The organism is Kibdelosporangium aridum (genome assembly GCF_900176515.1).
Classification (GTDB): Bacteria; Actinomycetota; Actinomycetes; order Mycobacteriales; family Pseudonocardiaceae; genus Kibdelosporangium; species Kibdelosporangium aridum.
Genome location: NZ_FWXV01000006.1, coordinates 162,357 through 174,699 on the forward strand (window position 1 = coordinate 162,357; position 12,343 = coordinate 174,699).

A 12,343-nucleotide genomic window follows, 5' to 3' on the forward strand; every position below is an offset into this window, starting at 1 on the left:
CCGGAACGGCGCGGAATCTCTGTGTCAGCTGACACAGAAGGGCTAACGAGCCAACCGGCGCAGCTCGTCCAGCCGGTGCACGCGGATCCAGCCGCGGCCGGTGCTGATGATGCCACGTTCGCGCAAGGACCGCAGCGCCCGTGCGTATGACTCGCGCGAAGTCGCCGCGTTGTCGGCGAGTTGCTGTTGGGTCAGCCCGGCTTTGATCTCGATCGTCGAGCCGTTCTGTGCACCGTGCTCCGCGGCCATCTGGGCGAGTTGGGCGTATACGCGATGGCTGGCCGTGCCGCCGCCGTACTCCGCGCGTTGGTGGTTCGTCTGGCCGAATCTCTCGTGCAGCACGCCGAGCAACGTCCACGCCAGTTTGGCGCGGGTCTGCGACAGGTGGATGAACCTGTTGCTGGGCACGGTGATCGCATCGACCTTGTCCAGCGCGCGAACAGTCGCGGTGCGGGGCTGGTCGTACAGCGCGGCCATCTCGCCGAGGATGTCGCCCGCGCTGCGCAGTGCGATCACGACTTCCCGTCCGTCCGTCGTGTGGGTGATCACTTGGACATGCCCGGACAGCACTACGACCACGTGCTTGGACTGGTCACCTTCATGCCAAAGATACTCACCGGCCACGTAGCCACGCCGATGCGACACCTGCTCGATCACGCCGCGCTCGGTGGTTGTCAGCCTCTCCCAGAAACTGTCCGGACCTGTGTCCACTCCTTCAGGTTGCCAAGTAGACGACCTGGAACACAACAATTCTCACCCGGCTGCCAGCTATGGTTGGACTCACAACACCGGCCTGGGGCGGCGATTATGGGGAGTGATCCGTCGTGACCACAGAACACCGGGCGATTGTCGCTGTCGACATCGCGTCCTTCACCGACCCCAGACGCACGCTGATGCATCTGCGGACGGTCCAGGAGGGCTTGTACGACATGCTGCGAGTGTCCTTCGACGAAGCCGGGATGGCGTGGAAACTCGTATACCACGAAGACCGTGGCGACGGCGCGATGATCCTCGTACCGCCGGAGTTTCCCAAGCTGTTGCTGGCCGATCAGTGGTACGGCCGATTGCTCGCGGCATTGCGCCGCTACAACGAGGTGCACACGCTCGAAACGCGAGTGCAGTTGCGCGTCGCACTGCACCACGGCGAGGTTTACGCGAATTCCGATGGTGTGGTCAGCCACGCGGTGAATCTCGCGTTTCGCATCCTCGACGCCAAACCGGCGAAGTCCGCATTGGCTCAGACCGGCGGCATGCTGGCGCTGATCGCCTCGAACGACTTCTTTCAAGACGTGATCGCCCAGGAGCCGAGCGCGGTTCCGTCGGCCTACCGGCGAATCGCGGTGTCGGTGAAGCAGACCGAAACCGTGGCGTGGTTACGCCTGCCCGACGTGCACGTGCCGCCGCCCGCGCCACCGCCGCCACGGGTTCAGGTCACCCCGCTGTCGGACATCGTGGACGCGTTGCTGGAACTGCCGTTCGTCCGTGAGGCGAACAGCAGGGCGATGTTGATCGATCTGCTGCCAAGGGAGATCGCGAATTCGGTGCCGTACTACCCGATCACCAGGATGCATGTCTTCGCATTGGTGCAGACCTGCCTGCGGCACGAGCGGGGTCTGCTCGACCTGATCGAGGCGGTCCGCCAGCTGGATGGCGACTCCGGGGGAGTACGCCGATTGGAGGGTATCAAGCGGCTGCTGTTGTCGGATTCGGTCGACTGAGATATTCCCAATTCGGGCGCTGAGACACGGAGGTGAAACCGTGTGGCCGTTGGCTGGCCTGGGACGGCGGCGGGATGTCTGGCAAGCGGTGGTGGAGACCCTCGAGCAGGTGCAGGTGTTACGCGATCCGATCGGCCGTGGACTGTGCCTTGACCTGGTCTCCCAGCACCTCGGGCTGCCCTTACAGGTCAGGCATTTCCCATCGACCCGCCAGCACATCTACAGCATCCTGCTGGCATGCGACCAGCACCCTGGCGCACTGTCGGCGTTCCTGCGTGTCCTGAGCGAACTGGAGCCCAGGTCGCGCGCTGTGTCATGGGCGCGGCAGATGCTCAGCGGTGACGTGCCGCGCCAGCGCGGTGCCGTTCGGGCCGATCACCCGGTGATCCGAGGAGAAGTGCCGCCACGGGCCGCCGATTTCACGCCTGACGTGGAGCTGCTCGCCGCGGTCCGGGACAGGAGTCCGGCCGTCTTGATCGGTGCCGGCAAGTCCGAGCTCGCCGCCGAGTACGCGCATCGGCACGTGGGAGATCACGACGTGGTCTGGTGGATCCCGTCGACCCATCCGGTACAGGTGCGTATCGCACTGGTCAAACTCGCCATGCGGCTGAAGCTGCCGGTCGAACCGAGCGCGCAGGCGGCGGTTCCTGCCGTCCTTGACGCCCTGCGTACCCGCGACTCGCTGCTGATCTTCGACGACGTCGGCCGGATCGACGACGTGCGGCCGTTTTTCCCCGCAGGCCCCGGACATGTCGTCGTAACGTCCCGTTCCGCCACCGGCAATGCGATCGAAGTTCCGTGGCCACGTGCCAATCCGGAAGTCGAGCAGGACGACTTGCTCAAGGTCTGCGCGTTCTTCGCGGAGGGGCCGATATCGCGCAGGCTCTTCGCCAGTGCGCCGCACCTTCCGTCCCTTCCCGATCTCGCCGCGACCCTGCGCGACCCGGTCCTGCTCAGCCGCGAGATCCGGCGGATCGGCGCGCGAGGACTGGCCAAGGTGGATCATCGCAACGACACCGTCGAGCTGACTCGCCGACTCCCGCGCGAGGAACGGTTCAGACATGACGCGCACCTGATCCTGGCGTACGCGGATCCCAACGATCCGGAGAACGCGGCGAACTGGTCGTGTTACGCCGATCTGCTGCCGCACGTGCTGGCAAGCGGTGTGCTGGACTGCGGTGATCCGCAGGTCCGCAGGCTCGCCATCAACATGGTCGCTTTCCTGTCCGAATGGGGAGATCCCGACGACGCGCGGACAATGGCCGCGACACTCGTGGATCGATGGCGGGACAACAGGAGAGACGCGCTGACCGCCGCACGATGGCTGGCAAGGACATCACGCCAAGCGGGTCTGTTCGAAGAGGCCGGGCGGATCGGCGAGTCCACAGTGGCGCAATCGCGGGAGCACCTCGGTCAGGACCACGAGGACACACTGCTTTCGGCTCAGTCCGTGGCCGAAGACCTGCGTGCTGCGGGGGAATTCGTGTCTGGGATGGCGTTGGGCAAGTTCGCGTACCAGCGCGCTCCTGGTACGTTCGGCGACGACGACCCGGACACGCTTGAGGCCACGAGCAAGTACGCCTCGGCGCTGAGACTCTGTGGCGACTTCGACACCGCACGAAGACTCCACGAGCAGACAGCGGAACGGAAAACCGATGTCTTTGGCGAGAACCATCCCGCCACTCTGTCTACTTTGAACAGCTGGGTGCTCGACCTGATCGCGTGCGGGAAGTGGCCGGAAGCATGCCAGGTCCAGGAAGACACCGTGCAACGCCTTCGCGAGAACGCCGGGATCCGCCACGTGATGACCTTGCGGGCGACCAGAACCCTTGCTGTCGCACGACGTCTGGCCGGTGATGCGGTGAATGCGTTGCCGCTGGGGCAAGTCGCACTCGACGGTCTGATCGGGAGATACGGCGAAGCAGCGCCAGAGGCCATTTCCGCGGCGATGAACGTCTCGGTGACGCTCAGGCAGCTCGGCAGGCTGGAAGAGGCCCGCAGGCTGGGCCTGCACGTTCACACGCTCAGCCAGCGCACCTGGGGCCAGCACCACCCGTTCACCCTCGCCGCCGCCACGAATGTGGCCGTGACCCTGCATGTTCTCGGTGAGCTGTCCACCGCTCGCGGGCTGAACGAGAAGGCGATGAACCGGATGCGCGCGGCACTCGGCGAGGACCACCCGTTCAGCCTGGTCTGTGCCGCCAACCTGGCCAACGACCTGGCCAGGGCCGGCCAGTACGCGGCCGCTAGGGACCTCGGTCTGGACACCATGGAGCGGTCACAGCGCGCACTGCCCGACGACCATCCGCACACATGCGCGGTCGCCACCAACCTCGCCCTGCACCTGCGCGGCCTCGGTCAACTGGACGAATCCGCCGACTTGCAACGTGACAGCGTGACTCGCCTCCGCAGGACTCTCGGGGCGAATCATCCCGTGACGGTCGCGGCCGCTGAGAACCGCCGGATCTTCTGCACCGTCGACATCATCTGAGCAGGCCCACAGGGCGTGTCCACCATTCCGACACCGTGTGTCGCACTTTCCGGCACCGTGAAATCGCAAAAAAGGAAGTGGAGTTTTGATGAAGCCGCAGCGCCCCTACAGTCGGGGGGTGGGCGGGGCGCTGCGGCCTGCCCGCGCCGGAACCGTGCGCGGGCACGCGGCGGACCATGGGGTGAGCCGGCTCAGGGCTTCCGGCTGGTCCGACCGCGGGTTTGTGGGTGCTGGTCAGAAGGTGCGGATGCGTTCACACCTTTCGCCGCGCCGCGGGATGCGGTGGCGACCAGGACGTGTTGAACGATGGCTGGATCGCCCGGTGTCCAGTCGGTGCGGTTCGGAGCTACCCACCACTTGACGAGGTTGCCGTCCATGTGCGTCGGGGGCGCTGGCACCACCGTCAAAGGCCGGGCCAGCACCGCCTGCGGCCAGCGGCTCAGCTCGACGTTCAGCGTCGCCGGAGTGGCGACCAGAAAGTGCGCCATCCGATCAGGTGTGACGATCACGGGGGCGGGATCCTGGCGAAACTTCGAATGTTTGGCGGCACTGATTCCCCAGGACATCGGCACCGAGATCACGTCGAACGCCTTCCCGACGACCAGCAGCACCGCGTGTGGCAGGGTCGCCCACCAAGCTCGCACTTGCTGACGGTCGACAGTGGCATGCTGGCGTGGCACTACCGGCGTCAGGCCGTTGGTGCTCGCATTGGTGATGGCGTTGTAGTAGCGGGATTGCCGCCACACCGAACCCGGTAACACCGGCCAGCCGTGCTGGCTTGCGGAAAGCGCGGCGTCCCGCAGCGAGATCAAACGACGAGCGGCAGTTGTGGAAGAGTTGCACTGTGTGACCCTGAGCCTGGCGGGTACTCGCTCAGACAACGACATCCCCTTCTGTCGACTGCGGCTGTCGGCTCCATTGGCCGTATGGGCATTGAGAGTCGCGGACGTGCCAAGGTGACGTGAGGGGATAACTACCCGAGTACCTACCTGAACCGTTCCTTATTCCTGTTGGCCAGGCCGGGGCGAGGCTGCTGACTGGCTGACGCGGTCTCATTCGGGTGCGGTTGGCGATGTGTTCGGGTGGTGCACCCATCCCCGGAAGGCGGCCTGAAGCCCGGCCTGGAAACGGGTTCGAGCGCCGAGCAGATCCATCAAAGCGCGGGTACGGCGCTGGAAGGTCCGGTAGGACAACCCGAGCTGTGCGGCGATGGCGCGATCAGGCACTCCCGCTGTCATCAGCGCTACGATGCGACTGTCCACTGTGGTGGGGGTATCCGCGATCAGGGCAGGTGTATCCGACCCCGGCAACGGCAACGCCGTCTGCCAGAGGGTTTCGAAGAGCGAGTGAAGCGCTTCCAACACCGCCGACGGGTGCACTGCTGCGATGGAGTCGATCTCGTGGGGAGAAGACTGTATCGGCAGTAGTGCCAGACGATCGTCGGACATGAGCAGCTTGGTGGGGGCGGCGGGCAATACCCTTACCTGTTCGCTGCCTGCCGTGGCCGGCTCGGTCTCGGCTCGCAGATCGAGCGAAGCGACCGTTTCAACGTCATAAAGCGCACGATAAGAAACCCCTCGCCGCAATGTCTCGGCATGCAGAGAAGTCAGAATCTCTGGAGCGAGCACATATGGATGCATGTCGATGAGGCGGATCTGGGTCCGGGCGTCGCGAAAGACTCGCTCGATGCTCTCGGTCACGGCTGCGCGGCCGGAAATCACTTCGATGACGTCCGCCGGGTTTTCGCCTGATGAGGCCAGCCGATGGCGCTCGGCGAGTTGCTCTGTGAACAAGCGAGCCTGGTTGATTTGCTGTTGCTGCTCAAGCAGAAGTATCTCGAGAGCGACGTCGGGTGGTGCCGGGACAAGTCGCCTTGGGTGCCCCCTGGCCCAGGTAAATAACCCGCGGGCTGCCAGATCGTCGAGGGCGGAATTCAGATCAGCCTCGCTGATCGTCAATTCTTGCCGCAGCTCCTCCAGGGTGAGGGGCGGGCTGTTCACGAGCGTCTCATACACCATCTGAGTGCGCGTGTCGAGACCTATGATCTCAAGCATCAGGGTGATCCTCTGCTCGCCCGGATCCGCCGGGTGGCCTTCGGGTAGGCGAATGAATACCAATGACGAGAGTGCGCCACCGTTTGCTGTTCTGCTGCCGCGGTGGATGGGCCATTGTGCGATGAGGGGAGGCTGCGTGGGAGTCAGCACCCATCGAACGGGCGGTGGGCAGGGCACTGTCCTGATGGGCCAGACGAGAAGCAGCCACCCGAGGGCGGGAGTGGAGGATGCCCCCCGGCCAACCACTCCCGCCCGACCACCGGGGGCCGGTCAGGTTCTCCTCGAGCCGACAGGGCTGATCCTGCGGCGCAGCCGGTGGACCGCGGAGTACATGCCTTGCGGGGTGGTTCCCAGTTCGTCTGCGATTTCCTTGCGTGCGCAGCCCGACGTCAACAGTGACAGCAGTCTGCGATCGCTCGGCGAGAGGTCCTTCGACCGCACCGCGAGCCAGCGAGCTTCTGCCCGGTCGCAGGCGGTTTCGGCGGGATCCTCGGCCGGAGGCGGCAGGAGCCGGCGATGTGAACCCAGCCGCTCGACCACTGCCCTGCGACGTGCTTCGTCGACGCACAACCGGAAGATCACCGTGACGAGAAACGGTCGCAGCCACCTGAGCTCCAAGTTGCCTGCCTCCGCGCCGCGGAGGAACGCCTCCTGCACTATGTCCTCGGGGTCAAGTAATCCCTGACAGCGCCACGCAGCGATCCTGAGCAAGGACGGACGGAGCCTGACGCATTCCTCCCAATAAGAATCGTCAGGTGCTTGGCTGTATCTCTTCTTTGCCATGACAAGAGGGAACTTACTCCACACAGCTGGTTTCAGGTAGGCGCGTAGGTACTTCTCCCGTATCGCATTCCGGCCAGGTTGGCGACCCTTTCGGTTCACGGCTGGTTCACCGACTGGCCTCGGCCGATCGACCGTCGTGGCGGTGGTGTGAGAACGGAAGAGGGGTGAACCTGCGCAGATAGTACCGAGCATCCGTAATGGCCAATAGTGGCCACTGACACAACTTCGCCGACGATCTCCGGGTGCCGGGGGCCACTCCGGACGTCATCCTCGACAGCAATAAGTGGCGTCTAACCGGTCATGCCGGAGTAAGGAGGCAACAGAAGATAGAGAGCGAACGGAGGAACCGTCTCGTGTCCTCCGTGTCGACACATCATTTCCTGTATTCCCAGAGATGAGGAATTATGCGTGCCCAACTGACTCGTCACCAGGGTGGCCTATTACGAGGTTGGTGCGGCCTGCGCGCGTTCGTGCTCGGCGTAGCGGTCGCAGTCTCAGCGACGTCGACAGCGCATGCCGGACTCGCATCGAATGACAGCCATCAAGCGGTCGCGCTTGGTGGGCAATCAAGTGCAAGCAGTGATCAACGGCATCGGGTAACACTGTTGACCGGCGACGTTGTCACCTATACCGAAAGCACCGGTGGACAGACGACCGTATCGATCGAGTCGGCGCCCCGTTCCGGTTCGCGACCGGTTTTCGAGACCAGCAGCAGCCCCGACGGCTATTTCGTAGTCCCATCCGATGCCGCGCCCTACCTGGCGTCGGGTGCAGTGGACCCGGAATTGTTCGATATCAAGGAACTTGTCAAGGAAGGTCTTGGTGACGCGGCCAGCGACAAGCTGCCCGTGATCGTGAGCTACGACCGCAACGCGCCCGCCGACGCGGTCACCCGTCAGGCGGACGACCTGCCGGCAAGCGACCGGACAGTGACCTTGCCGAGTGTGAACGCCGCAGCGGTACGCGTGAACCGAACTGAGGCGAACGCGTTCTGGCGGGCTCTGGCCGGAGAGGCAAGAGGCGGCCGAGCCAGCACGAGCGTGCTTGATGGCGGCGTCACGAAACTCCGGCTTGACCGCAAGGTCAAGGCCAGCCTCGACAAGAGCGTGCCCCAGATCGGTGCGCCCGAGGCGTGGAAGGCCGGATTGGACGGCCAGGGAGTGACGGTAGCGGTGCTGGACACAGGCATCGACGCCCAACACCCCGATCTGGCCGGCCGGATCGCTGACTCGCGCAACTTCACCGCGGATCCGGACACCAGTGATGGTTACGGCCACGGAACCCATGTCGCGTCGACCATCGCCGGATCCGGGGCCGCCTCAGGCGGCAAGTACCGCGGAGTGGCCCCCGGCGCGCGGTTGCTCAACGGCAAGGTGCTCGACAGCTCGGGTTCCGGAGAGCTCTCAGAGCTCATGGCTGGTATGGAATGGGCGGTACGCGCCGGTGCGCGCGTGGTCAACATGAGTCTCGGCGGGGGCCCTTCCGCTGGCGACGACATGGTCAGTGAGCTGGTCGACAAGCTCACCGCCGAGACAGGCGCGCTGTTCGTGGCCGCCGCGGGCAACTCCGGTGGCATCGCGGCGGTGGAGACACCGGCTGCGGCCAGTTCCGCGCTCGCGGTCGGCGCCGTGGACAAGTCCGATCGCCTAGCCGCCTTCTCCGCCCGTGGTCCGCGGCTGGGCGACGCCATGGTGAAACCGGAGATCGTGGCGCCAGGGGTGGACATCGTCGCCGCCCGTGCCGCCGGGACCAACCTTGGTCCAGTCGTCGGCGACAAGTACACCCAGTTGTCGGGGACATCCATGGCGACGCCGCACGTGGCCGGCGCGGCCGCGCTCCTAGCCCAGAAACATCCCAGTTGGCGATCCGGCGAACTGAAGGCGTCGCTCACCACGAGCGCCAAGGACGTCGGCGCTCCGTGGTACGAGCAAGGCGCCGGTCGAGTCAACATCCCTGGGGCGTTGGCCGACAAGGTTGTCGGGCCGCCGTCGGTCGCGTTCGGTCGACTGTCCTATCCGGACGGTCAGACCGCGACGACGCGTACGGTGACTTACGCCAACATCACCGAACGGGATGTGACCCTCTCGCTGGCCGCGTCGGCAACGGCATGGGCCGGCGGCCCAGCGCCCGGCGGTGTGGTGTCACTGGACAAGAGCACCGTCGTGGTGCCGGCCAAGGGGAAGGCCACACTCGCGGTGCGGATCGATCCCACGATCGGCCCGGCAGGAGCGTACGGCGGGTTGATCACGGCCATCGACAAGACGGACGGTACCGCCATCCGGACACCGATCAGCTTCTACGACGAGCCCGAGCAATTCCCGCTCACCGTGAAGCTGAGCGACTCTCGGGGGACTGCGCCCCCGCGGCAGCTACTGACCGTCGCCCGTGACGACTTCGACTGGACCAATGCTAAGAACAACGATCCCTTCATCCCCGCGACGTTCGATGTGTGGGTGAACAACGGAACCGGCACCATCACGGTGCCGAAGGGGAGGTATTCGACCGTCGCAGCCGTGCTCGAGGACACGGTCGATGTCCGACGTGCCACCCTGATGGCTGCCACCGAGGTCGCCGTGAATGGGCCGAGCACCATCGCGTTGGACGCGCGCACAGCCGTGCCCATGCAGGTGGAGACCAGGGAGCCGACCGACACCACAGAACGGTTCACCGCAGTGCAGCGCTATCTGCCGGGAGCACCTATGGCCCTCAGCAGCGGTGTGCTCACCCCTGGAGCCGGTTGGCAGACGTACATCACACCCAGTGCGGCAGCGGTACGAGGAACAGTGGGCTCACAGGATCACCTGACGCTGGGGCAGGCCCTGGTGGACCTGCGTGTCCGCGCACCACAGCAGTTGACGCTGCACCCGCTGTACGACGCGTCCAGCATCGCAGCAGGACTCGCCGGCCACCGGGAGTTGCAGGTCGTCTCTGTCGACTCGGCCAAGCCGACGGACTTCCAGGCGGCCAAGGACAAGGTGGCGCTGGTCCGGATCGGCGTTCCCGCCGGAGTCGCCAGCGCCGACTTGCCGGAGCAGGCTTCGCAAGCTGTTCAGACCGCGGTGGCCCAGGCCAGGCAAGCCGGCGCGGTAGCGACCCTGACCTTCCTCGATGCGCTGGGTGCACTGCCCATCCAGGGAGCGGCTGGTGATTCGCAACCGCACCTGTCGTTGAGCCGTGAGGAAGGTGAGCGGTTGCGTGAGCTCTCCCAGCGCGGCGATACCACGCTCTCAATCACTGTCCGCGGCAAGCCGGAGTACATGTACAACCTGTACTTCCGCGATCGCAACGGAGTGCCTGCGTCGCACGTCAAGAAGGCCGACCCGGCCACGCTGGTCGCGGTCGACACCCGCTACCACAGCGACAAGCCTGACAACCTGTTCCGCAAGCGGTGGTTCGCGTTGCCCACGGACGTCCCGTCCAGCATCGCGCTCAACGGAACCCGGTTCCAGGGTCCATCCCAGTGGAAGGAGTACATCGGACCAGCCGATGACAAGGTGTTCTGGAAGCGTTTCGTATCCCAGATGGCGCCAGGCCAAGGCGGAGTGCCCGATCGGTCCACGACGTTCAGCCTGCTGTCCGAAGACGTGTTTCCCACGGCGGGACCAAAATCCCAGGAGCGCTGGTTCCAGGCACCGATCCATAGCGGCGCAGCTGCACATACATACGGTGCTTTCCCCCGGCTGTGCTCACCGTGCCGAGGCGACACAGGTGACTTCCTGCCCGCCGTCCAGTTGATGGATTCCCACCGTGGACACTTCATCGAACCGTGGCTGGCTGGAAAGCAGCCCGGCAAGGTTCGGCTGTACCGCCGCGGCCAGGAGATCCCGGCCCGTGTCGGTCCTCTGGTGGTGCCACTGTTCCCGCTCGGTCAGCAGTCCGACATCTACCGGCTCGAGACCGACGACGAGTGGCCGGCGAAACCCACGGAGGGCCTGCCCAACGGGGCGATCAACCGGCTGACTCCCCGGACCAACACGGTGGCTACCTTCTCCTCGGCGCCACCGGCCCGCACTGTGCCACCCGGCTACGGGTGCCCGGATATCTGGGCCAAGTGTGCCTACCAACCCATCATCCAGCTCGACTACCAACTTGGGCTCGACCTGCTCAACCAAGCGCCTGCCGGCCGCACGCACACCTTCGACGTGGTGGCCGGACATCACGAGGGCGCCGAATCGGCAGGCAAGATCACCGAGTTCCGGTTGTGGTACTCGACCAACGATGGCACCAGTTGGCAGCGCGCTCAAGTGACGGCCAAGGGAGATGGCCGTTACACGGTTCAGATCACACATCCAGCGCTCGACCAGACGAACGGATTCGTCTCGCTGCGCGCTGAAGTGTGGGATTCCGCCGGCAACCGGATGAACCAAACCATGCAGCGCACGTACGCGCTGACTGCGAATCCCGTGCAGTGACCACAAGGGACTGTGCCGCGCAACGCGTGCCGCGCGAACCAAGTTGCGCGGCACAGACCCGGAAGAACTAGAAGCCGAACACCAGCCCGGTGCTCGCCGTCATCTTGCAGGCATTGCGATAGCTTTGTGCGAAGCGCACCGGGATACCTCGCCATTCACCGAGCGCGCTCACCGTCACCGGCTTGTATACACCGCTGCACACCTTGCCCGGTTCCCCCGGGAGCCGGGCAAGGTCACCTTCGGCGACTGCCACGTCGTAGCATGCCGTCTCGGGATATGGGTGGCTTCCACTCGGCGGGTCACACCGCAGTGTCCTTGCTCGCGTAACGCCCGGCTCCAGACCTTCGGAGATCGTCAAGTCCAGCTCGGTGGACGGTTGGGGTACTTGCGGCGAACGCGTGTTCACGATCGTGGCGTGACCCGGCAGCGCTAATCCGCAGAGCGCAAATGCAGTTGTCACTGCAACCACTATAAATGGACATTTGATGGTCAATTCGAACTCCGTGCTCGACTGTGTTGTGATCGTCGTTGTGACTTCTCGCACACTGCTCGATTCAAGAATTGACGAAAAATCGCCAGACGGCGAGATGTCGCCATCTGTACAACTGGTGGTGCCCATGTAGGTGTATCGCGTCGATTGGTTGTTTCTAACGGTGCATCACCCGGATGTATCACGCCAGTTCACTCGAATAGATATAGTCATCGCTTTCTATCTGTGACGCGGGGTAGCCGGTGCCGCTTGGTCGGTATGCCGGGTGCTGGTGGTGGCCGGCTCCGCCGGTGTTACCGCTGCAGCTGCCGCAGGCGCCGGCACCGGGATCTGGCTTGGCGTCCGCGGGCTCGACCTCGAGACCCTGCAGGCTCAAGATGAGGTTCATGTGGCCT

9 protein-coding genes are annotated in these 12,343 nt (G+C 64.8%); 3 read left to right on the forward strand and 6 right to left on the reverse strand.

The genetic code is table 11. From position 1 onward, the window contains the following. Nucleotides 1-42 precede the first annotated feature (42 nt). Nucleotides 43-711, reverse strand: coding sequence for a Crp/Fnr family transcriptional regulator (locus B9C43_RS31380; protein WP_051896051.1), 669 nt, complete (start codon nt 709-711; stop codon nt 43-45). Nucleotides 712-824: 113 nt separating this feature from the next. Between B9C43_RS31380 and B9C43_RS31385 the strand changes: the two genes are divergently transcribed. Together B9C43_RS31385 and fxsT are read left to right on the forward strand one after the other, a co-directional pair. After that, the gene (locus B9C43_RS31385; protein ID WP_084430506.1) at nt 825-1,718 is read left to right on the forward strand and encodes an effector-associated domain 2-containing protein; all 894 of its coding nucleotides are present in this window, start codon (nt 825-827) and stop codon (nt 1,716-1,718) included. A gap of 40 nt (nt 1,719-1,758) precedes the next feature. After that, the gene (gene fxsT / locus B9C43_RS55835) at nt 1,759-4,209 is read left to right on the forward strand and encodes an FxSxx-COOH system tetratricopeptide repeat protein (RefSeq protein ID WP_160096796.1); all 2,451 of its coding nucleotides are present in this window, start codon (nt 1,759-1,761) and stop codon (nt 4,207-4,209) included. A gap of 191 nt (nt 4,210-4,400) precedes the next feature. Here fxsT and B9C43_RS31395 read toward each other — a convergent pair whose 3' ends face one another. The 3 genes from B9C43_RS31395 to B9C43_RS31405 form a co-directional block, all read right to left on the reverse strand. Further along, nucleotides 4,401-5,096 carry a bifunctional DNA primase/polymerase gene (locus B9C43_RS31395; RefSeq protein ID WP_084430508.1) on the reverse strand — a complete coding sequence of 232 codons (696 nt, stop codon included), beginning with the start codon at nt 5,094-5,096 and terminating at the stop codon, nt 4,401-4,403. Nucleotides 5,097-5,261: 165 nt separating this feature from the next. Continuing rightward, nucleotides 5,262-6,263, reverse strand: coding sequence for a helix-turn-helix domain-containing protein (locus tag B9C43_RS31400; RefSeq protein ID WP_084430509.1), 1,002 nt, complete (start codon nt 6,261-6,263; stop codon nt 5,262-5,264). A gap of 270 nt (nt 6,264-6,533) precedes the next feature. After that, the gene (locus B9C43_RS31405; RefSeq protein ID WP_160096800.1) at nt 6,534-7,046 is read right to left on the reverse strand and encodes an RNA polymerase sigma factor; all 513 of its coding nucleotides are present in this window, start codon (nt 7,044-7,046) and stop codon (nt 6,534-6,536) included. Nucleotides 7,047-7,651: 605 nt separating this feature from the next. Here B9C43_RS31405 and B9C43_RS31410 point away from each other — a divergent pair. Beyond that, nucleotides 7,652-11,458, forward strand: coding sequence for a S8 family peptidase (locus B9C43_RS31410; protein ID WP_160096802.1), 3,807 nt, complete (start codon nt 7,652-7,654; stop codon nt 11,456-11,458). 67 nt (nt 11,459-11,525) lie between these two features. Here B9C43_RS31410 and B9C43_RS31415 read toward each other — a convergent pair whose 3' ends face one another. Both B9C43_RS31415 and B9C43_RS31420 read right to left on the reverse strand, forming a co-directional pair. Then, nucleotides 11,526-12,077 (reverse strand): SSI family serine proteinase inhibitor, encoded by a 552-nt coding sequence (locus B9C43_RS31415; RefSeq protein ID WP_084430512.1) that lies wholly within the window; start codon nt 12,075-12,077, stop codon nt 11,526-11,528. Between the two features lie 52 nt (nt 12,078-12,129). Further along, on the reverse strand, nt 12,130-12,336 hold the full coding sequence (locus B9C43_RS31420; protein WP_033384922.1) for a hypothetical protein: 207 nt from the start codon (nt 12,334-12,336) through the stop codon (nt 12,130-12,132). Nucleotides 12,337-12,343: the final 7 nt, after the last annotated feature.

Coding starts and splice junctions, on each gene's coding strand:
- B9C43_RS31415 (WP_084430512.1), bottom strand. CDS start 12,077: ATGGGCACCACCAGTTGTACAGATGGCGACATCTCGCCGTCTGGCGAT.
- B9C43_RS31405 (WP_160096800.1), bottom strand. CDS start 7,046: ATGGCAAAGAAGAGATACAGCCAAGCACCTGACGATTCTTATTGGGAG.
- B9C43_RS31420 (WP_033384922.1), bottom strand. CDS start 12,336: ATGAACCTCATCTTGAGCCTGCAGGGTCTCGAGGTCGAGCCCGCGGAC.
- B9C43_RS31395 (WP_084430508.1), bottom strand. CDS start 5,096: ATGTCGTTGTCTGAGCGAGTACCCGCCAGGCTCAGGGTCACACAGTGC.
- B9C43_RS31400 (WP_084430509.1), bottom strand. CDS start 6,263: ATGCTTGAGATCATAGGTCTCGACACGCGCACTCAGATGGTGTATGAG.